Source organism: Ruegeria sp. F12 (assembly GCF_056533885.1).
Window position 1 is genome coordinate 86,337 of the sequence record NZ_JBQFOV010000013.1, and the last position, 21,839, is coordinate 108,175.

Genomic DNA, 21,839 nt, shown 5'->3' on the forward strand with positions numbered 1-21,839 from the left:
CTTGGAAGCTTGCCCATAACTCTGCGCGGTATTTGCGCATAACTTTGCACGATTTGCCCATAAGTTTGCGTGCCACAGAGAACCCATCGAACAAACCAGCTCCTATGGCTTATCTGCAATTCTCAAATGCAGTTTACTCCCAATCGCCAGCAGACGAGCGCCACGTTTTAGCGTCCGCATCCCAAACACTGGCCGTGACGCAAGGCGTTGGGTTTATTCCGTCGCAATTGGATCCATGAATATCTGCCACAACAACGCGTTGACGCCCAAAATCAACGACTGTCCAGCCTTGGTTTAGCAAGGAGTGCACCTCTTCGCTTACCCAAAAGTGCGACATGCATCCGCCAGTTCCGCAGTAAAGAGATGCGGCGCTCGAACACGCAAAACCAGCCTCATTCAAAACCCAGTCGCGTTGTAGATCTCCGTCGAGATCGACCCTTTCAACCGCACCCCAATCTAAGTCAAATTGACCGTCGTTGAACTCCGCACAGGCTCGTGCCGCCAGACCAACCTTCGCCTGCAAACCGGGCGGAAGTTGCGATACATCAGCCGCGACAGCTGGTGAGGTCCAGACAAGGCCCGAAGCAAGCATAACCCCGGCGAGCAAACATTTCATCAGACGCGCTATTTGGGAAGCTGGTTGGAAGGAGGTATCAATTGCACTGATCATACCTGTAGTCCCCATATTCCAGCCAGTTTGCCGAGCCTTCGCTAAAAATCAGAAACTCGGACCTGTCTTCCCCAAGTAGGGCTACGACAAATCCGGCCGGCGGCTCAGAGTTTCCGAAGTAACTGTAGGCCGTCATTGCTCTGATTGAATCACCGTTGACTGTTACTCGCGCGTCCCAGTCTCCCTCAGGGTTGTCCAAAATCACGGGTTCGATCACGCGTTTTATCGCTCCGCCACCACAATAGACGATGCCTTCGGGGGGTTCGTAGGAGGCCCCCTGGCTAGGACCTGAATCGCAGGCGGAACGAAGGGACCGAATTGCCGCGCTGGAGCCTTTTAAGTCAAAGATTCCGTAGCTGACATCTTGATCAATCATCGACAGGTTAACCGATGCATTGGCCGCAAGCTGGTCCAGTACAAAACCATAGTCCTCTTGACTATTGAAACTGACCTCGACGGGAAAATTGTCGACGATCTGCAAAGCCGCGTTTTCTGCGCCAACTTGAAATGCCCCAACTTCGGTGGTGCCGTTCTTCAAAAATCGAATGGAAAGCCCCTGCTTCTCCACAATGTCCTGGCTGTCCTCATATCCAGCCGGTGCAAAGCGGATACGGTTACACTGAAGTTCCAGCGTCATGTTTCCAGATTGAATAAATGCATTGGGATTGGGCCCGGAACTAAACGACCACTCCGCTGATGCTGTAGTCGCCATAACCACCATCAGCGTCCCAGTGGAAATCGTTTTGAAACTCATTTTCTCTCTCCATGGTGTTGCGGTTCGGACTTTCATTCAGCAGGAATCCGGCCCGTTACCTGGGCAACCAGGTCAGGAAACAGGTGCGCCGTATTCGTTTGCGCCTTCTTGGGAAGGTCGCGTCAGCCACCAGATCATCAGGATGGACAGAACCAATTGAAGAATTGAGACAACAACAATACCGGTTACGCCCAGGACGGCCGCAGGTCCTCGCAAGGCATCGGGGTTTTCGGTCCCTTGCTCCAATACCGAGAAGAACGCCACCCCACCCAGCATAACAAAAAGCGTTGTAATGCTGAGCGCCATCGGCAGCAGCAAGTACCAGCCAGGTCGTCCTGTATCATGCAGCCGTCTCCAACCGGCAGCCAGCATAGGTATGAGAACAGCCAGTTGGAAAACAGAGGACAGAACCCGAGATCCTTGCCCAGTTTCTGGGTTGGTCCCGAATATGATCGTATCCAGCACAGCTAAACCAGCACTCACGAGCACCACAAACAAGAAGAACCACCAGTATTCTGAGCGTATAGCCCGACCGGAGAACTGGAAGTATTTCGAGAAACACGTCTTAACGGCTTCACCAAATCCCATCTTTCAATCCCTTCATTGTTTTTGTGCGGCCTCAAATCGCTTCGCCGCTCAGGGGAACACACTCTTAGCTCCCACTTACTTTTTTGTTTGAACGCAGAGGCCTATCGTACGAGAGCGTAGAGAAATTTACGCGCGGAAAAAATATTGATTTATTAGAAATTAGATTCAAACATGCGAATTCGACGCAACTTTCATTTTACCTCCGTTGTTGTCGTTGCTGCTCGCTTTGCCGAGCCCTTCCGACTGCTGGAGTGAGTGCTGGCGGTCGGAAGGCACTTTACAATGATTGAGCGCTGGGAGGACGCGATGCTCAGACTAAACGTACTCGCCCTCTGTCCAGAGTTTGCTCTAGCATTTGCTAGTGACGTCATTCGGCCTTCACACGTTATTGTCGGCCCCGATAGTCAACGAAATATCTTCCCGCCGACCAAGCCCCCCGCGGCAAGTTTTGGGAATGGTAGTCACAGGATCAAGGTATGTTCAATTGGCTGCACAGACGCGGGAGCTTCAAACAAGCGCATCCAATTTCACTAATTTCAAGGGAACCAGAGGGAGAAGAAAATGTCTAACAAGATGGTGATGATTGCAGGCGCGACATGTTTCGCACTGCTTGCGGCCTGCGACGATACGAGTACATCAAGCGCGTCCGCCGAGCTCACGCCGGCTCAGCAGGCGTGTTTGCGAGATGTAGCAAGCACAACAAACAATTCACAAGTCGTGGTGCTCTCATCCGCATTTAGCGAAGCTGGAACACAAGTCACTGTCGGTGTTGGTGAGGATCGTGCTCCTTGGAATTGCATTGCTTACAGTGATGGCGCGACAGCTGGTATCGAGTTCCTGGGCGACGAAGGCGCATTGTGACCTGTCTGCTGCGTAGCTGAAAACGGCTGCGCAGCACTGGCTTGATCAGCTGAGGCTCGACTTGGTTTGTAGAACCACCATCATCGTATTCGCGGTCATGTACCTATTGGCGTTGGTTGCATTCTTGACGGGCACATTTGGCTGGTTGGGACAGGAACGAGACCCTTTGTCCGGAGTGTTCCTGCTGCCGTTGGGACTACCTTGGATACTTGTGGCGGACTTATTTTCGGATTCCGCCAAGCCGTGGTTCGCGGCGATTGCTCCGGCGCTCAACCTGTTAGCGCTGGTTTTGATTTGCAGATGGGCACGCAGATTGCGCCAGTAGTGGTGGCTGAACTCTTTCTCACCAAAAGGGAGGAAAACATGGGAAAAGTAATCTTGGGAATTGTGATCGGGCTCGTCCTCGGCGTGGTTGGGGCGATGACCTTGGGTGGCGGGGCCGCGGTGGGTGTCGGCGTTGCGACAGGCTTGTCCGCCGGTGTCTGCACCACATTGAAAGGAGCACAAGCTGAGAACCTTATCACCGCCGAGCAAGCGGATCAGATCCTCAACCGCGTAAATTCCGAAATGGCGTCACTGCAAGGAATTGAAACGACGGACGAGATCGTCGGCAGCGCGCAGGCATGCGATGAATTTCTGTCAAAGTTACGAGACGCGAAGTGAGGTTCCGCTTTGTACGGAACAAAACTCTAAGGATCAGCCAGCAAGGGACCATCTGATGAAATTCGCTGTACTCAAATTCCTCGCACCGATGTTCGCAATCGCAGGCACGGCTTCTTTTGCAATGTCTGAAGCAGACGACGCGTGTATCGATCATTTGCGACAGGTTGGAGGACCAGACGGTCAATCAGGTACGATTGAAAGCTCAGAGTTCTCAGAAGCGGGCACGCTCGTCATGCTACGAGACGCAGGCGGAACACTTTGGCGCTGCATCGCGTACAAGGATGGTAGCATCGGCGAGATGTCGGTTGTCGAAGCGATGGATGATGGCGGTGGAGCCATGGCAGGCGCCGCCGGGTCTACTGGTAGCCAACGTGTCAAATTCGATGCTGGTTCCACCGGCGCCGAACTCGTTGGCCAACTCGCCCCCGGAGCTTCCCAGCAATATGTTCTCGGCGCAAAAAACGAACAGTTCCTCTACGTCCGCGTCGCTCCGCGAAATGGCTCCTTGGACTACGTCATTCGTAACCCCGATGGTTCTGAACTGTTGGGACTAATGTCGGCGGACAAGGAGTATCGAGGGCAGCTTTGGCAATCTGGTGATCATTTTGTGGAGGTTATCAATCGCAGCAACTCTTCCGTCGGCTACAACGTAATTTTCGGAATTGAATAGGTGATCGACCAGAAGACCTTGAACACGTTCTTAAAACAGCCAGGAAAAAAACACATGAGAACCAATGTCCTAATGGTGATCGGCGCGGTATGTATTTGTGCACTGGCAGCATGCGACGAGAGTGACGGATCGGTGGATGCAAGTGCACCAACTGTAGGCAGCGCTAGCGATCTTTCGTCATTTGAAGGGGCAAGAGCGGGCCAAGCTGAAATGGGCATCCAAAGTCTCGGATTTGAACTCATCCGAAGCGAAGGTCTGACCTCGTACTGGTTTAACAAGGATACTGGTGCATGTGCTCGGATCACGACGTCTGAGGGAAGGTACTCAGATGTAGCTATGCTGCCATCAAGTGACTGCTAACAAAATTCCATCAATCCCAAATCTGAAAGAAGGAGCTCTAACTTGCAATTCGACCTGGCACATGCAGTGGTCATCATTGCCGCTCTAGTAATCACAAACCTGGCATTAAAATCGGCTGGCGTGATAAACGAAGACAACAAGCACCAATGGAACTGGAAAGTTGTTCTAGCCTACTTCGTAGTCGTCGTTATCATCAATCTGGTGTGGCCCATCTAAAGTTTCACAGCGGAAAGCTAACTGCCCACTTGATATGGTTGTCGTGAACTAGCCTTTCCGAGAGATTATCAGGTCGCAAGAGTTTGAGCATCAAAGGTTCAAGTATAGAAAGGAGTTCGCATGCGGTTTTTGGCGTCCCTCATATTCATTGGTGTTCTCGCAACCGCTGCGAATTCTGACGTGACCAGTCGAAATGGCGGTCCAAGCAACAGTCAAATGCTTTCAAAGGGTGGTGACGGAGGCGTTGACGGTGTCGCTTTCTTTCGACCAGTCTTAAGCGGAGTCTTGTATCGATCCGGTTTCAAAGGCGGTGACAAGGACCGAACGGGCCTAAGTAACGGTCAACGCAAAACTCTGTGCGGTGAAGGGTTTTCAACCGGGTTTTATGCCGACTTCGGCAAAAACACTGAATACGGTCGCACCAGTTGCGGAAACGGATCCTTTGACTATCAGAGCGCCAGATCCTCCCGACCCGATGCTGTCATGGCGTCCATACACGAGGTGATTAAAAACCCAGGAAAGGGCCCTGTCCTGGTTCACTGCATGTGGGGCGTTCATTCCTCGGGTGCATTGTCGGCAATGGCGCTCGTTCAGTTTTGCGGTTGGACGGAGGAAAGGGCCAAGGAATATTGGAATGATGCCCGAAACGGGGCCCCATGTTCAGGCGGGTGCGACCAGTGGATAGACTCAAAATTCTCCAACTTCAGTGTCGACCCCAAGTTAAAAATCTCCACCGAACAACAGGCAGCGATTTGCCCTAAATGATACCGGGAGGACTATCCAAATGAAGTTCAATCTTCTGGGGTCATTTGCTTTAATTGCACCCACTGTCTTGTGGGCGAACGACGATGTTCTCGGTGAAGCCACGACATTTGATAGTCCCAACGGCCTTACTGAACGCTGTATTCGGATCGAAAAAGTTCCAACCGGCGAGTACAAGAACAGCGATCTTGAGGAAGAAACTGCCTATTGCGAGATCGATTTCTATGCCTCAAAAATTGCAATTTGCCCGAAAACCTGGAGCACCAGCCCAGGAATGGCCGTGTACGATATTTCGGAAGGACCCTACACAGGGAACCGTACTGAGTTCGAGAGAAACGCTTGCAAAGAGGGGAAGGCGGCGAAAGATCTGGCCAAGGACAGGGTGGCCAAATTCAAATCCACCATGAACCAAAAGGGCACCAGTGGAACCTTTTCCACCTCGTCGCTGCTTTACTATCATTTCTCCAGATATTTCGACACGACTGTAAAAGTTCCAGTCGCCGTTTGGCGTAGCATGGACGCCCAGGCGCACTTTTCCGAGGTCGCAGAGCCCGGCCTTGCGATTTCTGGCGGCTCTCATGGTGGGCGCATGAACCACGAAGGCTGGCGGGTCTTCGCGGCTGCGGATGCCGACCCGAACTCGTACCAGCCAACCGACGATCTGTTCACCGCAGATCGAACGCAAATATACGGTGCGCTGCTTGATAGCCCTGGGCATCGATACGGCTCGGAAATCAACGGCACCCGTAAATCTGGTTGGGGGAAAGGTCAGAACCGCGATTTTCAGGAAACGCCTGCTTTCTTGGCTTTGCGTTCTTCAAAACCCTTGCCAGAGGCCATTGTAGAGGGCGTTGGAGAAGGTCGAAGAGACCGGATGATCAACAAGGATCTCGGTCCCGATGTCAGCGACCAACAGATGGCATTTTGGATGCAAGAACTTACCGAGATTGTACTCCTCGATTTCATCTTTAGCCAGCAGGACCGCGTAGGAAACATAGACTTCACACCCTATTGGTATTGGGTCGAAGACGGAAAGCTGAAGCATAAGAAAGCCAAGCACCATGAGCCAAACGATGGAGACGTTCCCGACGACGCATTATTGATCCGTCGCAGCAATCTAAACGACAACGATGCTGGTGGGCGTGTCGAATACGCCAACTTCGCGAAATCTACTCAAATGCTGGAGAAAATTCGCCACTTCTCTCCAAGCACGTATCGGCGCTTGGTTGCATTGAATAGTGACCTTCAATCCCAAGGCCCAGTCTATGACTGGCTATCGCAAAGCTTTGGTTTGTCAGACAGTCAGATTGCACAAGTTGTCAAAAATACTGCGCTGGCAACGTCCATTCTCCAGAGCAATTGTTCTAGTGGTGATTTGATGTTCGACTTGGATCCTGTCGCATTCTTTTTGAGAAACGACACCGAAGTGGAGGCCGTGAACTGTAGTGACCCGTAAGCTTTCTACGCTCTTTTCGGCTATCATTTGGACCGCTATGGTCGCCTGCAAAGCGGCGGCATTGGATGTCATCGTCATATCGGATCTGAATGGAAGCTATGGTTCGGTAAGATACGATGCCCGCGTCGACAAGGCGATTGAGCGCATAATCGAGTTTGATCCAGATCTGGTTATTTCGACCGGAGATATGGTTGCGGGACAGCGCATTCCCAACTTGTCCGACAAACAGGTCAGGGATATGTGGAATGCGTTTCACGAGGTCGTATCAGATCCATTAGAGGCTGCCGGCATTCCATTTGCGGTCACACCTGGAAACCATGATGCCTCCGCCTACCGAGGGTTCGAGCGTGAAAGGAAAATATACGCAGAGGAATGGACGCCGAGAAAACCAGGCGTCGACTTCCTGGTTTCAGATGACTACCCGTTCTTCTACGCATTTGAGATGCAGGGCATTACGTTTGCGTCTTTGGATGCAACGACCCTAGGACCCCTATCCGGTGACCAGCAGGACCGGTTACAGGAATTGGGTGCAGACGGAGACCCGATTGTCACTTTCAGTCACCTCCCACTTTGGCCGTTCGCGATCCAGCGCGAACGCGAAATCATCGGTGACCCAACACTTGAAAAAATCTATCTGGAAAGCGGTGTTGTTCTGCATCTTTCAGGCCACCATCATGCCTTCTACCCCGGTTGGAAAGACGGTGTAGCTTACGTCTCTCAAGCTTGTTTGGGAGGTGGTCCGCGGCGGCTTATTGGCGATAGCGCCAGATCACCTCACAGCTTCACTCATGTTACGTTCCAGCCGAACGGAGAGTTTGAGATAGCCGTATATCGAGGCCCTGACTTCGAAAGGTCGGTAAACTTCAAGTCGCTCCCGAAAGAGATCAGATCCCCGAATGCGGTGTTGAAACGCTTAGACCTTGTGAAATGACTAGAGGTTGAGTTTCAGTTCGACTTTTTCAGGGACCAGATCATTTATCATCTCTTCGATCCGGGCTTCCGTCAGTCCACCCGAGGTGATGAAAAGCAATGAGACGCGAGACTTTCCGGGGACGTGGTGTTTTCTGACCAGCTTCCAGCCAGCGTCTGTGGCCATGGCTTCAATGGCTCCGGTGACTTTCAATGAGTGCTCTTCGTCCGAAGCTTTGAGCGAAATTTCCACACCCTTGTTTCGCCCTCCGAGCCAAATGAAACACCAACAAACAACCGCCACTAGTGTGGCCATCAGCGGCAAGCCCAAACCGACCGCAAGACCAAGAACAGTCACGATTATCATTTCGACAGTGTCCACCGGATCATCGAGATTGGAGCGGAACCTGAGCAACGCTCCGATACCAAAGATAACGAAACCGATCATTGACCCGTGCTGAACCACCAGGAAACCAACCGCCATGCCGATAAGCGCATACAGGAAGAAAAGCCTTGGCATAACTATATCGCGGACGCTTCTACGGGCTTTACGTCTCACCGGATGATATACGATCAAGCCAGCCAGAATGATCGTGACGATCACATCGAGAGTAAAGAAATACAGTTCCTGTTTGCCACGAAACTGCGTCCACCGGCGTTCGATAACGATTTCCGACCCCGAAGCCCCGGCCAGCATCGTCGCAGGGTCGACTTGTGACACCGCAGCACCTGGCAACAGCAGCATCAACAACACGGTCACAAATGTGAGGGTCGTATTCAACTTGTCTTCCTCCCTGCTCACGCCAAAGGCTTACGCTTAACCAAAGGCACATCGTGCCCTATTCAATTCAATCGCAACAGGCGGGATCAGGTAAAGAGATTACAGTGCATTCTTCGGACATCGTATCCGGACTGTGATACGAACGCTGATACAGGGATGTGGTCCAAGCGCGAGAGAATCCAATGACAGAAAACAGAGTGTTTTCGTCAAAAGCTGAAATTTCACGGTGTTTCTGCAAACTTAGACGACTCGCTTTTACGGCCAGCTCGGTTGCGGCAGCCTTCTTGCCTTGGACCAATTTTGCCTACGCCGAAAGTGCTGGTTTGGTTCTGGTCGATAAATTCAAGGTGGCAGACAAATCAGAGGGATTTTCAGAGCCTTCCGGTTTGGCAATGTCTAACGCTGAAGGCTTCTTGTGGTCTGTAAGTGATGCCGAACCTAAACTGCACCTACTCAGAGTCGACGGGGTATTAGGAAACTCTTTCAAGTTGCCAGCATTGGCAGGATCAGATTTGGAGGGTGTTGCACCTCGAAAGGATGGGTCTGTTTTGGTGCTTCAGGAAACTGACCGATCAATTCTAGTCGTTCACCCAACCGAACCCATTCAATTGACAACAATACCTCTCACATCTCTTAAAGGTTACTCGGCCGCCGCTGAATTACTCGTTGGCAACCCATTAAACAAGGGACCCGAAGGTATCGCTGTTGACCCGGAATCGGGGCGGGTCTTCATTGGCATTGAAGGACAACCAAGGTTGTTAATGGTCGTATCACCAGCGCTAGACGAAATTGTTGAGATCATTCCTTTAGTCCGCGATGCAGGTTTTATCTCCGAGCGTGTAGATGATGATGAACTGGATTTGAGCGGCCTAGCATGGTCCCCGTCCTCACGTTCTCTTTGGATTGTAAGTGACAAAGGCCGTCAAATCTTCGTCTACAATCCAGAGTCCAAGTCCGTAAAGTCTATCAGTTTGACGTTCACAGAAGATGGCGAACAAAAGGAAGTTAAACATCCCGAAGGAATCGCTCTCGATGAGACCAAAGGGCTTCTCTACATCCTGACAGACGACGCCAAGAAATCACGGCTTTATGTTTTTAATATCCCCAAATTTTGATCGCTAGAGAATGAAGCTCACATCGCCACAATAGCTGACGCAAGTTGTTGCAGCTAGCTTACCACTCCTCTTCGTTGGTCCACCCTAATCAGAACCGAACACTTAAGTTGGCACCCAGGCCATGTTCTTGGCCATTGGAGCGAACTGAATAGCCATATCCTGCCGTTAGTCTCGCCAGATCAGAAATCTGATAGCCCAGTCCAAGCCCAAGAACGAAACCATTGGCGCCTCGGTTTTGTCCGACTTGCGTGAATGTCCCAAATATCGGGCTCGTGACAGTGATTTCGTGTTCACTGTCCTTGTTGGCAAAAAAATCATACTCGTAACGAGCAAAGGCGATTGGGGTTAGCACACCATTCTCTGTCAAGAAATCCCGCTGGTAGTCAATTCCAATAGAAGCGACCAGCGATTCTGCGTTCGCTTTTTCAATCGAGTAATTAAAATCACCACCGCCCGTCTCTGTGCCTGAACCTTGTTGGATACGCCCGTAGTTCAATCCGAAAACCGTAGAAACCCTTGCATCGCTGTCCAGGTTAAACAGCTTTCGTGCCTGGATACCGGCATGGATGCCCTCTTGGTCCAAATCAGACTTTGCCTCGCCTCCCGTAAAGCCATCAACAGAAGGGTTATTTCGCTTGGCGTCGGTTTCACCGAACATGTAACCGACCAGCCCGGAGAACTCCCAAGTTCCGGTTGTTGTGCGCCCATAGACGCCCACATGATAGCTGTCGGTCGAAAAGTCCTGATCGACTTGATCGTGTTCATCCATGGAGGATGTCCCAAAACCTGCGTACACGCCGACCACACCTCTATCGGTGCTTGCGACATCCGCTCCGACCAAAATCGTGCCCAGCGAATAGTCGAATGTCCCAAGGCCATTGCTTCCATCAACGTCCCCGCTCACATAGGCCGTGTCGATCCACCAGCGCCGATCAGAGCAGTCTATTGCGCCGCTCGGGCTCTGGGCCGAGTCGATGTCGCCTTCTGCAACGGGTTGATCCGCATTGCTGAAGCCAACCGCTTGATACTTGCGGCAGTCAGCATGGCTCAGCACAGTGTTGGTTATCAGGTCAAGTTGCTCAAGCCCAACGGTCAAATTGGAGGAATAGGGTTCTGCGTGCACACGATTAAACCCAGCCAAACCTGAATTGGTAAGCGTGTTAACGGTATTACCCAAGGTTGAGCCATTGGTCAGATTAGTTCCAGGTGACGTGTTTGTGGTGTTGGCCACCGCACCAGCAAGGTTGCTTGCATTGGGAGATCCAACAACTGATGGGTGTTGTGGTAAACTCGAGACGGGGAGGGTCGAAAACGCTATGTCGATTCTACCGTCCGCGGTTGGCGTGTTTGAGATACTCAGACTGGATAGGGCGGGCAGAGATCCTCCGGCAACAAGAGTTGGGGAGTTTCCATCGAAACGCGAGGCTTGAAAAACCGTGTAGTCGTTGCCAGCAGCATAGTCCTGCGCAGTCAGGCCGAAACGAGCGGCTTCGACTTGTATAGTGGCGCGGTTAATCCCTGTAACGCGCCCGCTGGATGACACCAAATCGGCTTTCTGACCGGCCGTCGGATCGACTTCACTTAAGATCCTTGACCCAGTTTCAAATGCGATACCGCCACTATTGTTAAGCGTACCAATTGAAAAGCCCGGCGAAAGCACCCCTCCGTTCTTAACTGTGAAGTTGAATGCGTTCACGTTTCCCGTTCCGGCCAGCGTGCCAAAATTCTCAAAGTTTACGGTGTTCAAACTGCTTGCCGCATCAAGCCGAACAGTCGTGCCTGCCGCAATCGCCATGTCACTGGTTGAAGAAATCGAACTATTCGTCAGTGTGAAATCAGAAGCCTCGGCAACCCGGGTCTGGATATAGTACGCCCCGAAAACCACTTCGGTAGCCCCCATAACGGTCAGGTTGTCGTAGGTTAACGGTCGGTCTGACTGGAAGTAAACTTCAGTGGGGTCGATATTCGCGCCGTTGAACGGAACGAACGTCATTGATCTGCCGGAACCAATCGAAGTTCCAATGAGGTTCACTCTGAGCTTCCCGTTGATGTTTGTTGCCAATGCTTCCCGGGATACAAAGTCTCCGCTGCCTGCGGCGACATCAACATTCAGAAGAGTTAAAACTGAAGCATTGCTTGGAACGGTATTTTGGCCAGGAACATACAACTCAATTTCACCTGAGGACGTGATAGAGGAGTTACCAATTGTAAGTCCTGTTATGGGTCCGTTTGGGATCGGCAGACACGTGCGTTCCGTCGTTGAGATTGTTTGATTAACGCGAGTGCTTTCAGATCCAGAAGCATACTCTATTCGAGGAGACCCCAATTCTACGCAGGCCTGTGAGCTTTGGGCTTGTGCTTTGGTTGGCGACATCAAATAAGCCAAAATTACGAATGCGATATTCGCCAGAGTGATGAGCTGAGCAATTCGACTTAGTGGGAACGGCCTATTGTTTGTCACCAACTTTCTCCTCTCGCAGTACAAGCGAATCTACCTTAACTTAGGACTTGAAAAACAAAGTTTATCTTTTTGGATTTTTTGTTGTGGCATATGAGCAAACTCACAACACGGGAAGGTCTGCCCAATGCAGACCTGCTCGTGCAATTACTGCGAGGCAAGACAAGCCGGGTTTTGCATTCCGACCATACGCACCTTTGCGTAGAAGCCGTCGCAAAAGGTCAAGCCTTGAAACGATTTTCCCGAGCTTGACGGGCGCTGAACAGCGCCATTGAGTATAGGCATGGATCATTGGATTTCGGAGTCGATAGCTAAGATCAATGCAGATGCTCACCGCTCCGCCGATACGCACCTTTTCAAGCTAGTAGGCCAAAACTTCTGGACCGAGATTGATCTTATCGAGGGCGCGTCCCTTATTCAGAAACTCGACGAAACCAATTTGAATTTTGAGTTTCAGAGTTTGCCAATTTTCGACAAGATCTGAAAGCTGGTTGACTGAAACCAAGAGAATGAAACAATAAACTGAGCAATGACACGGAGTACGAAGATACTGTTGGCGCTCACCGTATTGACGGTCGGGTTATGCATGTTCCTAGCGGGACGTGCGGTCGAACGTTACCAATATGAGGAGGCCTGCCTAGACTTGGGCGGAGGTCGCCATCCTGGAGATTACCCGATTTGCGTTTTGGAACAGCGTTCTAACTGACGGACGCGTCTCAGTCACGCGGTGATTGGAACAACGAAACTACGAGCACAACGACGCCAATTGCTGCGAGAATGAAAGTCAGCGGCAAAAAGAAGCTTTCTTGCAGAACGCCGTTTGGGTCGACACCGCCATAAAACAGGTGCTCTGAAAGCCCACTTAGTGCTGCAAGGAAAAGGATGACGATACCAAAAAGGCGAAGTTTGGTCATGTCAGGTCTCCAACGGAATGGGCCAATAGTTAGCATCGTTTTTCATACCTGTGAATTGAGGAGCCTAGTTCTTCAATACCTTGATTGCATCGCAATCCAGCCGTAGGCGCGTATAATGCGAATATGACAAGAGATATTGAAGCTAACGCTAAGACAATCGCTGATGCCCTGACCTCTGCCCGGCAGATACCTAAACTGTCTTCAGAGGCAGGACAGCTATCGCTGGATGACGCATATTCGATTGCTAGTCGTGTCCGCGAGATTTTGGGCAAAGAAAGAGTTGGCAGAAAAGTCGGCTTCACGAACCGCACGATTTGGCCTGTTTATGGTGTGGATCAACCCATTTGGGGAGAGGTTCACTCAGATGGGCTGTTTTCGACTGATCAGCCGGTAAACTTGGCAAGGTATTCAGAACCGAGAATCGAGCCAGAAATCGTACTTGGCCTCGGCGATGCGCCGACGGCTGAAATGAACAATGAACAGTTGGCAGGTTGCGTGGAGTGGGTCGCTCCAGGGTTTGAAATCGTGCAATCGATTTATCCCAACTGGAAATTCTCAGTCGAAGATTCAATCGCAGCACAAGGATTGCACGGCTGCCTTGTTCTTGGCGACAAAATCGCGGCGACGCATGATGTTTTGATCGGCTTGGCCGAAGTGCCACTAGCATTGTTCAAGGGCACCGAGGCCATCGAGTCCGGCAAAGGTGAAAACGCGCTTGGAGGCCCAATTGAAGTCCTGGCTCATCTTGTATCTCTGCTCTCCGAAGCCGACCAGCTTCAGGGAGGCGAGCTGGTTACAACCGGTACTTTGACAGACGCATGGCCAGTGTCTCCGGGTGAAGAATGGTCAGCTGGTTTTAGTGGCGTGATGGACACCGAGCTATCGGTACGATTTACATGAGGCTTTGATAGATTGGTGACGCCGACTGCACCAAAGAAAAGTTGCTCTCAACGGCTGACCATGATGGTCTTCCACTGGTTCCATCAATTCTGGGAAGCAAATTACACGATGCTATCCAAATCAGATTACATGATGTTTCTCAGGCACCCTGCCTGGCTATGGATCAAAAAACACGCCAGGCATCTGTTGCCGCCAATTGACCCCTCATTGCAAGCACGCTTTGACGAGGGGCACGCGTTTGAGCCTTATGCAGAGGAGCTTTTTGGTGATCTCGTTCGCCTCGGTTTTTCAGATTTTTCTGAATACCAAGCTCTGCCTGCACGCACTCTGGATGCTTGGAGAGATGGTGCGAACGCCGTGGCTCAGGGACGCTATGAAGATGGAACCATAACTTGCATCTCCGACATCGTGAGCCGCAGCGGCGATGGGTACGTTCTGACAGAGATCAAGAGCGGGACTTCTGCAAAGCCCGAACACACTTTTGATCTCGCATTCCAGCGTGTCGTGCTTGAGGCAGCGGGGTTCCCCATTGCGCGCTGCGAAGTGGCACATGTGAACCGTGATTACGTCAGAAACGGCGAAATCAATCCGCAAGAGCTTGTCAGCATCACTGACATCACGGATGCGGTGACTGAGCAGCTCGAAAAAACACGCACGCGTATCGATCAGGCATTGAGCGTCGTTGCCAGCGGTACGATGCCTGACCCGTCCCCCGAACGTGCGCGCCTTAAATCCTACGGTGAATGGCTGGAAATTCGCGAAAAACTCGACCCACCTCTCGCGCAGGACAGTATCCACCGCCTTCCGTTCATGAATTCGGAAAAAGCCTCCGAACTCATCGCAAATGGGATCACAAAGATTGACGAGATCAGCGATCCATTTGTGTTGGGCAAGTCGACGCAACGCTACTTGAGAGCCACGGCGAATGGTGGGCGCACAATCGATCATCAGGAGTTGAGCAGGTTTCTGAGCGAGATTGTCTATCCGGTTTATTATTTTGACTACGAGACGTCTCAGGTTTTCTGCCACCCTGGGACGGAACGCGTCCCTATCAGCAAGTGGCTTTTCAGTATTCCTTGCATGTCCAGCATGAGCCTGGCGGAGAAATTGAGCACAGGGAGTATCTCCACCGAGACGCCAGTAACCCGATGCCAGCCTTGCTGAAAAGGCTTCGTGAGGACATAGGAGACGTTGGCTCTTTAGTGGTTTGGTATGCGCCGTTCGAGAAATCGCGCAATACGGAAATGGCGGAAACTTATCCAGAGCATGCAGAGTTCCTGGAAGGCCTAAATGCACGCGTTGTAGATCTGATGAAGCCGTTTGCGGATGAAGTGATCAACGATCCTGCGTTCAAAGGAAGCGCCTCTATCAAGGCCGTTCTTCCAGCGTTTTTGCCAGAACTTTCATACGATGATCTGGACATCAAAGAGGGGGCGAGCGCGTCTCGCCTTTGGAAGGACGTAACACTGACCGAACCGGATGATCCAGCGCGCGAGAAGGTCTATTCTGATCTTGTGGCGTATTGCACGCGCGACACTTGGGCAATGGTCGCAATTCATAAGGAATTGCTGGCGATGTGAGCTGTGGCGCGAACCTCAAAACAACTGGCGGTGCTGCTCCCCTACGAGACTAGGCGATTTGCCGGAGTTACGGCGCCCCCAAGACTTAGTCTTGCCAATCCAGCCGATACAAAACGTGGTGACCGCGTAGACCTTTCAGGAGTCTGGGTTCTATTTCAGAAAAAGAGAAATCGGTTCGTCCTCCGACCATAGCGCGAGTCGCATCTGAAACGAGTATCTCGCCTGCCGCACCAACGGTCGTTATGCGTGATGCTTTGTTGACCACCGTACCGAAAAAATCTCCACGAGATTGCACGACATCACCAGTGTGAATTCCAATCCGAACATCGAAAGATGGCTCCGCGGATACCGATGCAATGGCCTTCTGAATCTTGATAGCGGCCGTCAGTGCTTCTTTCGCGGACGGAAAGACGGACAACGTTCCGTCTCCGAGGGATTTCACGAACTGGCCATGATGCTTTTCAATGATCGCCGCCAAGACTTGGAAGTGGTTTTCGATCAGCACCGACCAACGCTGATCGCCCAACGCCTCCGCCAACGTTGTACTGCCTTCTACATCAGTGAAAAGTACCGAAGCCAAACCTTCGGTTTGGACCAGCTCGGGTCCATCTTCACGCGCAGCATCAACCAATTTTTGGATGGCTAGCTGTTCCTTACCCACGAGTTCAATATTTGGAGTGGGCACTGAAGCGTGGCGATTGATGATCTTCCAGGCCGCTCCCTCCAGGACAAAAATCAGGACGGTGCGGTAAAATACGGCTTCATCAAAGCCGACAAACTGAATCTTATGGACGAAGGATGACCATCCCGTGTCTCCGTTTTCGAAGGCCTCAGCTTCAACTTCTTCGAAAACGACGGGAGCAGGGATCTCCGCGAAAAAGCCGCTAACCCCATCGCGAACTGCTTGCCCACTCCAAAACTCTCCTTCGCCTGTCCCAACAAACCGTAGTTCATCTACCTTCGACAGAAAATCCTGCAACTCGTCAGTATTCTTTTTGGTTCTGAGTATTTCATACCAACGCCTCGAAACTGCCAGCAGTTCAGGTGAGGAACGTATCATCACAAATGACTCGAGACGCTAAATGGAATGAGACTTACAAGGTCTTGCAACCGGGATCTCCATTTTCGAAAGATGCAGGTCAATGCCGCCGCTGAGGTTTGGTCAGATCAAGACTTTTGTATTTCTCCAGAACGGAGCGCATTAGACGCAGATAAAAAGACGCGCGTCGGTTCAGAGCGAACTATCGACGGAGTTTCTGAGTTCGATTCCGGATCACAGGGTATCGAATCGCTTCGCTGTCTGAGAGCTACTCGATGCTGTACTGACCCGCAAAATAACATGCATCAGTGTATCGGGCACACGCTAAGCTAGAAGGTTCCCAGAACTACGCGGTGAATTTCTAAGTACAGCACGCTCCGTCTTGACATGGTTATACGAACTGGTTCAGCTTGCGGACATGACGTTCACACGCATCCACTGCCATCGAATATCGGCCTGAGGTCGATAACCCACGCAAAATCCGTGGGAGGCAGCATTGGTATGCGGGCGAGGCTTATATCCTTGTAATTGCTCCAGATTAGAGTGCACGAGTCGGTTCGATTCCGACGCCTCCTACCATTCTCAGGAGGTGTCCAACATGGCGGACGACGTCACGAACGCAATTGATTTCAACGACATCAAGCAATCGGTCGAGGAGAACCTCGGAAGCACACCCGAAGGCTGGTCCGGCTTGGTCACGGTGCTCTTCACAGAGGTTAAGGAATACTGCGATCTGAAGGGTGCCACCTACCCCTTTGTCCTTCAGATCAAAGAGAAAATCGGCGAGCTCCGCATCTACCACCGGTGTGATGATCGACAAATTCAGTCGATGATCGCTGCGACGATTGCGCGTGCAAATCACAGCTGTGAACGATGCGGGAATAGTGCCGAGACCCAACTTCTGGACGGCTGGTACAAGACACTTTGTTGCTGGTGCGCGCATGATGTCGCGAGCAAGCGCCACCCTAAAAGGAAGAGGCTTTTTGGCGTTCGAAAAAAGCCTGCTCGAGATCGAATGACCTGCTCAGTTTGTGGCTATTTCGGTCAGATCGACCGAACGGATGACCGTAATCGGTGCCCTGCGTGCGTGAAGAAGGAATGGTGATGACCGCCGAACAACAAGTGACCTTCAATAAGATTATGGAAGACTACGATGATGAGAACTACGCCCGGAAGCTCATGAATACGGGCTCACTGGCCACCGGTCATGTCCCGCTGATTGCCCTTTGCCAGATCTCGAGAGGGGTCTTCCATCTCAACAAGACCAAGTTCTGGAGAATGTGACTGATGGATGATGTCGAAAAGAGTTGGAAGGAATTCCGGGAAAAGGTTCGAGGTGTGATCGAGGAGCATGGAGCTCCAGATGATCTCCGCTCATTTGACGCCTGGTACGCCGAAGAGATGCGTTTGGTGATGGCGCACAACTACCCAGCTCCGCACGTCTCTGAGGTCACATGGTCGGCGGAGTGTCTGCATGTCGAGTGTGAAGACCGCGAAGTGGTCGACCGTATGATGAATGCTATGGCGGAGGTTTCACACGATCTCAAAGAGGCGCGGGCCCGGAGGTCAGTGATGGGCAGTGTTGTCGACTGGAATGATATTCATCGAAGCGTCTTCAAGCAGCTTGGTGAGTATCGTGCCGGGTGGGTGGAGCAGCTTACGCTTGCACTTGAGAAAGTGAAGAGGTTGATCGACGAGCAGCCCGACCTGTTTGGTGATGAACACCCGTCCATCGTTCAGATCAAACAGAAATTGGGAGGCATGCGCGTCTATGAGGGCCCAGGCTGCAACCAGGCTACGAGTGAAGAGATTCAATGGCGTGTCGCTCAGATTGAGCAAACCTGTGAAGGTTGTTCTAATTCTGCCCAACGCCAGACCATCCTTGGGTTTGTGACGACGCTTTGCAGCTGGTGCTACAATGATGCTCTGCGGCGGCGATTTGAGGGCGCCGAAGAATCCTGGCCCGACAGCCTGAGGCTGGACATTGTGAAAAACTATCCAGACCTCGTTTCTCCGGATTGCGCATCTCTTGTTCCTGCTGTCGGAAAGGGCTGGCTCGTGATGATTTCGCAAGCACTCCACAAGCTTTCCTTCAGTCAGGATTTCAGGGCACTGGACCCTGGAACTATTCAGATCTCGGATATTAAGAAAGGCCAGGATGGCAAGATTTCCATCGGTTTCAGTCGATACCACGATCTCATTCAGGAGTACGCTGACTGGATGAAGTTTCGATGCGGTGTGACGTGTGAAGAGTGTGGCCACGTTGGTGACATCGTTCGGACAGCCGACAGGTCTCAAGTGCTCTGTTCTCACTGTTATTGTACTCGGGAGAAGTCTGATGGGTGATGACGACGACGTTGAGCTGGATGAACAAACCTTGCGTTTGCTTAGGCTTCGGGAGGCTGAAATTGCGGCTGGTCGAGCAAAACTAACCAAGCCGATTACCTCGGATGAGATCCGGTCTCGAAAGGTGCCTGATCCGCAGGGTAAGCCAGATGAGTGACGAGACTACAGAAGAGGAAATCCCAATTTTCGTAATCTGCGAGACTTTGGTGAACGGCAAACTTCGAGAGATTGAATGAAAAGAGATCACTGTAAAACCAAACAAGATCTTAGTCTTGACGATCAGTGTCGAGGATGTTGAGCGATGACAGATGATTTTTCAGAAGAAGAGATCTTCGGGCGCCCGTTACAGGATGTTCCTCTGAATGACTTGATCGCAGAGTTGCAAGCTCGTCGCAAAGAGGGTCCGGAGGTCTGGCTTGCATTGCGCAAAATGATTTTCGAGCAAATCGCCGATTTTGCACAGCGTCCGGCCGACGCGCCCAAATGGCGGGATGAATGGGTCAAAGAGAACACCTGGGATCTAGTGACTGACGACGATGATGTCGAGATCACTGATGGTAGCGGCAACGTGTTCGACGACCTCGGGATTGAAGACCCGAGGAAGAAGACTTAGTGATGGGGCCCGAGCATTTCAGCTTGATCTTATCCGCCGTGATCATTGTCGCATTGGCGATCTACGTCAGACACATCGTCTACACCGCTGGAAAAGATCGCGAAGTCGATCCAGAGCGAGTGCAAAGGATCATGCGAGATCTGGACTACAGCCACCTGGACCGAGTGATGAACCGGCGAAGGAAGGGGTAGCGGGATGTTGAAGGTGGTTGTCTATGTTGGTGATCAAGAGGTCGCCCGAGCTGTGGCTGAGAACGATTCAGAACTCGCGGACGTGTCCGATTACAATATCCGGATGAACGAACGTGCTGCCGAGCGGTTTGGCATTCAAGAAAAAGGTCTAGGCGGCCGGATTAAGGGCCACCCTCGAAATCAGACGGTCTGGAGGCTCGTCCGCAAGATCGCAGACCTTTGGCTTGCGGGGACCGGCGCGGGCGAAGAAAGCGTTGAGGCAGAGCTGCTGCCGATGATCCGCAAGTCTATCCGCGAACTAGATGAGAGGGTCGAAAAGGAATCGAACCAGAGCGAAGACTGGAATGCTGTGATCAAGCAGATTTCTGATGACGAGCCGTATTCCCTGGGCTTCTACGCTGACAAATTTGAGTCGTGGACAGCGGACGAGATTGAAGCTCTTCGATGTGATGTGGTTGAGACAGCCACACAGGAAGAACTAATGGCCGAGGTCGAACGCCGGCGAAGAGCTGGTCTACTGCACAAGGAGGCCTCGAATGATGGCTTCTCAGATCTGGTTGATGATCTCTGGGGCAAACTCGATACATACCCAGACCGCTAGTACAGCTTACCTGCCGCCATTACCCAAAATTTAACATAAGAAGTCTATGGCGACTGTCGTTGTAGTAGTGCGCGCTTCTTCTTAGCGCCTCTCCTGCTAGGAACCAAAGCGCCCCGGATAAGCATTTCCCCAACACTGCTCTGCGGAACCATGTACTACCAGTCTCTACGATAAGCATGGTTGACCGCAACCAGCCCAAAGCCGACATTAGGAAGGTTTGTGAAGTGTGCCGAGGACAAACTCACCGATACCAAATATTTTATTGCAAACGCATCCAAATCGAGGCGTACGAGATTAACGATTATGCCAACCCGTAGCAAAAAAGGTGGTATCTGAGCGCTCGGGTCACCAAGGTGTGCCCAATGACTTCAGTTTTCTGCCCGGTAGAGAATTGTGCCTCTCTGGTTGATCAGGCGCACTTCTCCAGTGGAAGGGTGGAAATAAGCTTCAACACGTTTGCCATCTGGCATACTTCCATAAACTTCCCAACAACCGCCATCTTGTTTCATGCGGCTCACGGTCCACCCGTCCGCAGTGATCCTCTCGGTCAGTTGCTCTTCAGTCAGCCAGTTCTCAGCGTCCACCGGCTCACACTGATACATACCTGTAGCCTGCGCCGTGGCTGGAAGTGCAATCGATATGGCTAGAATCCACGTCTTCATTTGTTGTCCTTTCGTTAAGCAGCGCGCGTGCGTCCGCGATTGAGGGTTTTCCAGACTCTGAACACTTCGAGACCAGCCAAAGGCACGAAGTGCACAAGTGCAGGTCCAAGGTTGTTGTGGACGAAAATCCAGTGCAGCAGCGTTGCAACTGCCGCCACATAGACCCAGCGTTGGAGCGATTTCCAAGCCGGGCCTAACCTTCGGACGGACCAGTCATTGGAGGTCACTGCAAGTGGTATAAATACGAAGAAAGCGAGCCAGCCGGTCCAAATCCCCAGAGCCAATGCCTCTCCAAGAACGGCCCGAACACTACCCATATCAAACAGATAGAGAACGGTATGGAACGCCGCAAAGGCAAACGCACCCACGCCAAAATACCGGCGTCGTTTCATCATCCATTTCCAGAATCTAGAAGCCGGAAACAGCATGCGCATCGGCGTGAGTATCATTGCGACGATCAGAAAACGGGCTGAGAATTCACCAGTCGGATGCAGGAGCATCTCGGTAACAGGTTCACCTTCTCTTCCAGGTTGACCGGATATCAGGGCAAGAACCATCGGAACCGATGGCAGCGCAATGAGACCCCACACGAAGTAGCGAGAGTTTAATACCTGCCTAAGCACTGAGAACCTCATTGTTGGAGCGTCCACGTTCTATTTTGAACGTGTCAGTAACAGTGTTCCGTCGAATGTTTCGTGGTTAAATTCTTCACATCAGAAATTTGTGAGTC

At 51.7% G+C, this 21,839-nt stretch carries 26 protein-coding genes and 1 tRNA gene; 18 read left to right on the forward strand and 9 right to left on the reverse strand.

The window, feature by feature from the left end:
- Positions 1–133: 133 nt before the first annotated feature.
- From ACR0CA_RS16475 to ACR0CA_RS16485, 3 genes are all read right to left on the reverse strand, one after another.
- Positions 134–670: a hypothetical protein gene (locus ACR0CA_RS16475; RefSeq protein ID WP_170808397.1), complete on the reverse strand. Its 537-nt coding sequence runs from the start codon at positions 668–670 to the stop codon at positions 134–136.
- Positions 654–1,424, reverse strand: coding sequence for a hypothetical protein (locus tag ACR0CA_RS16480; RefSeq protein WP_480900308.1), 771 nt, complete (start codon positions 1,422–1,424; stop codon positions 654–656). Before ACR0CA_RS16480 ends, ACR0CA_RS16475 begins: the two co-directional genes overlap by 17 nt.
- A gap of 72 nt (positions 1,425–1,496) precedes the next feature.
- The gene (locus ACR0CA_RS16485; protein ID WP_480900310.1) at positions 1,497–2,012 is read right to left on the reverse strand and encodes a DUF805 domain-containing protein; all 516 of its coding nucleotides are present in this window, start codon (positions 2,010–2,012) and stop codon (positions 1,497–1,499) included.
- Positions 2,013–2,573: 561 nt separating this feature from the next.
- Here ACR0CA_RS16485 and ACR0CA_RS16490 point away from each other — a divergent pair.
- The 7 genes from ACR0CA_RS16490 to ACR0CA_RS16520 all read left to right on the forward strand — a co-directional run bounded on the left by ACR0CA_RS16490 (position 2,574) and on the right by ACR0CA_RS16520 (position 7,931).
- Complete coding sequence (locus ACR0CA_RS16490; protein ID WP_170756245.1) at positions 2,574–2,873, forward strand: hypothetical protein; 300 nt, start codon at positions 2,574–2,576, stop codon at positions 2,871–2,873.
- A gap of 243 nt (positions 2,874–3,116) precedes the next feature.
- Positions 3,117–3,536, forward strand: a complete 420-nt coding sequence (locus ACR0CA_RS16495; RefSeq protein ID WP_170408625.1) for a hypothetical protein — start codon at positions 3,117–3,119, stop codon at positions 3,534–3,536.
- A gap of 55 nt (positions 3,537–3,591) precedes the next feature.
- Positions 3,592–4,206 (forward strand): hypothetical protein, encoded by a 615-nt coding sequence (locus ACR0CA_RS16500; protein WP_480900312.1) that lies wholly within the window; start codon positions 3,592–3,594, stop codon positions 4,204–4,206.
- On the forward strand, positions 4,207–4,566 hold the full coding sequence (locus tag ACR0CA_RS16505) for a hypothetical protein (RefSeq protein WP_480900314.1): 360 nt from the start codon (positions 4,207–4,209) through the stop codon (positions 4,564–4,566).
- Between the two features lie 42 nt (positions 4,567–4,608).
- A complete protein-coding gene (locus tag ACR0CA_RS16510; RefSeq protein WP_171722483.1) occupies positions 4,609–4,782 on the forward strand; it encodes a hypothetical protein in 174 nt (57 codons plus the stop codon).
- 784 nt (positions 4,783–5,566) lie between these two features.
- The gene (locus tag ACR0CA_RS16515) at positions 5,567–7,000 is read left to right on the forward strand and encodes a hypothetical protein (protein ID WP_480900316.1); all 1,434 of its coding nucleotides are present in this window, start codon (positions 5,567–5,569) and stop codon (positions 6,998–7,000) included.
- Positions 6,990–7,931, forward strand: coding sequence for a metallophosphoesterase family protein (locus tag ACR0CA_RS16520; RefSeq protein ID WP_480900318.1), 942 nt, complete (start codon positions 6,990–6,992; stop codon positions 7,929–7,931). The genes ACR0CA_RS16515 and ACR0CA_RS16520 overlap by 11 nt, the downstream gene beginning before the upstream one ends.
- Here the strand turns inward: ACR0CA_RS16520 and ACR0CA_RS16525 are convergent, their stop codons facing one another.
- The gene (locus tag ACR0CA_RS16525) at positions 7,932–8,690 is read right to left on the reverse strand and encodes a DUF4956 domain-containing protein (protein ID WP_480900319.1); all 759 of its coding nucleotides are present in this window, start codon (positions 8,688–8,690) and stop codon (positions 7,932–7,934) included.
- Positions 8,691–8,872: 182 nt separating this feature from the next.
- Between ACR0CA_RS16525 and ACR0CA_RS16530 the strand changes: the two genes are divergently transcribed.
- Positions 8,873–9,805, forward strand: a complete 933-nt coding sequence (locus ACR0CA_RS16530; RefSeq protein ID WP_480900320.1) for an SdiA-regulated domain-containing protein — start codon at positions 8,873–8,875, stop codon at positions 9,803–9,805.
- 88 nt (positions 9,806–9,893) lie between these two features.
- Here ACR0CA_RS16530 and ACR0CA_RS16535 read toward each other — a convergent pair whose 3' ends face one another.
- Both ACR0CA_RS16535 and ACR0CA_RS16540 read right to left on the reverse strand, forming a co-directional pair.
- A complete protein-coding gene (locus tag ACR0CA_RS16535; protein WP_480900322.1) occupies positions 9,894–11,972 on the reverse strand; it encodes an autotransporter family protein in 2,079 nt (692 codons plus the stop codon).
- Between the two features lie 1,007 nt (positions 11,973–12,979).
- Complete coding sequence (locus tag ACR0CA_RS16540) at positions 12,980–13,177, reverse strand: DUF3955 domain-containing protein (RefSeq protein WP_170408632.1); 198 nt, start codon at positions 13,175–13,177, stop codon at positions 12,980–12,982.
- Between the two features lie 123 nt (positions 13,178–13,300).
- Between ACR0CA_RS16540 and ACR0CA_RS16545 the strand changes: the two genes are divergently transcribed.
- Genes ACR0CA_RS16545 through ACR0CA_RS16555 form a run of 3 tightly spaced genes read left to right on the forward strand, consistent with a single transcriptional unit; the run spans position 13,301 to position 15,657 of the window.
- Complete coding sequence (locus tag ACR0CA_RS16545; protein WP_480900324.1) at positions 13,301–14,077, forward strand: 2-keto-4-pentenoate hydratase; 777 nt, start codon at positions 13,301–13,303, stop codon at positions 14,075–14,077.
- 15 nt (positions 14,078–14,092) lie between these two features.
- On the forward strand, positions 14,093–15,241 hold the full coding sequence (locus ACR0CA_RS16550) for a hypothetical protein (RefSeq protein ID WP_480900326.1): 1,149 nt from the start codon (positions 14,093–14,095) through the stop codon (positions 15,239–15,241).
- Entirely contained in the window at positions 15,136–15,657 is a 522-nt protein-coding gene (locus tag ACR0CA_RS16555; RefSeq protein WP_480900328.1) for a DUF2779 domain-containing protein, read from the forward strand. The genes ACR0CA_RS16550 and ACR0CA_RS16555 overlap by 106 nt, the downstream gene beginning before the upstream one ends.
- A gap of 85 nt (positions 15,658–15,742) precedes the next feature.
- Here the strand turns inward: ACR0CA_RS16555 and ACR0CA_RS16560 are convergent, their stop codons facing one another.
- Positions 15,743–16,717 carry an adenylate/guanylate cyclase domain-containing protein gene (locus ACR0CA_RS16560; protein WP_170619611.1) on the reverse strand — a complete coding sequence of 325 codons (975 nt, stop codon included), beginning with the start codon at positions 16,715–16,717 and terminating at the stop codon, positions 15,743–15,745.
- Between the two features lie 464 nt (positions 16,718–17,181).
- Here ACR0CA_RS16560 and ACR0CA_RS16565 point away from each other — a divergent pair.
- From ACR0CA_RS16565 to ACR0CA_RS16595, 7 genes are all read left to right on the forward strand, one after another.
- Positions 17,182–17,275: transfer RNA gene (locus ACR0CA_RS16565), tRNA-OTHER, on the forward strand.
- A 19-nt stretch (positions 17,276–17,294) separates the two neighbouring features.
- The gene (locus tag ACR0CA_RS16570) at positions 17,295–17,801 is read left to right on the forward strand and encodes a eukaryotic translation initiation factor 4 gamma (RefSeq protein WP_170408636.1); all 507 of its coding nucleotides are present in this window, start codon (positions 17,295–17,297) and stop codon (positions 17,799–17,801) included.
- Entirely contained in the window at positions 17,801–17,980 is a 180-nt protein-coding gene (locus ACR0CA_RS16575; RefSeq protein ID WP_170408637.1) for a hypothetical protein, read from the forward strand. Before ACR0CA_RS16570 ends, ACR0CA_RS16575 begins: the two co-directional genes overlap by 1 nt.
- A gap of 3 nt (positions 17,981–17,983) precedes the next feature.
- Positions 17,984–19,042, forward strand: coding sequence for a hypothetical protein (locus tag ACR0CA_RS16580; protein WP_480900331.1), 1,059 nt, complete (start codon positions 17,984–17,986; stop codon positions 19,040–19,042).
- Positions 19,035–19,199, forward strand: coding sequence for a hypothetical protein (locus tag ACR0CA_RS16585; RefSeq protein ID WP_170428341.1), 165 nt, complete (start codon positions 19,035–19,037; stop codon positions 19,197–19,199). The genes ACR0CA_RS16580 and ACR0CA_RS16585 overlap by 8 nt, the downstream gene beginning before the upstream one ends.
- 144 nt (positions 19,200–19,343) lie before the next feature.
- Entirely contained in the window at positions 19,344–19,655 is a 312-nt protein-coding gene (locus tag ACR0CA_RS16590) for a hypothetical protein (RefSeq protein WP_170428344.1), read from the forward strand.
- 195 nt (positions 19,656–19,850) lie between these two features.
- Complete coding sequence (locus tag ACR0CA_RS16595) at positions 19,851–20,447, forward strand: hypothetical protein (RefSeq protein WP_171188030.1); 597 nt, start codon at positions 19,851–19,853, stop codon at positions 20,445–20,447.
- Between the two features lie 368 nt (positions 20,448–20,815).
- Here the strand turns inward: ACR0CA_RS16595 and ACR0CA_RS16600 are convergent, their stop codons facing one another.
- Complete coding sequence (locus tag ACR0CA_RS16600) at positions 20,816–21,109, reverse strand: PepSY domain-containing protein (RefSeq protein ID WP_171188032.1); 294 nt, start codon at positions 21,107–21,109, stop codon at positions 20,816–20,818.
- Between the two features lie 14 nt (positions 21,110–21,123).
- Complete coding sequence (locus tag ACR0CA_RS16605; protein ID WP_254448235.1) at positions 21,124–21,666, reverse strand: protein-methionine-sulfoxide reductase heme-binding subunit MsrQ; 543 nt, start codon at positions 21,664–21,666, stop codon at positions 21,124–21,126.
- Positions 21,667–21,839: the final 173 nt, after the last annotated feature.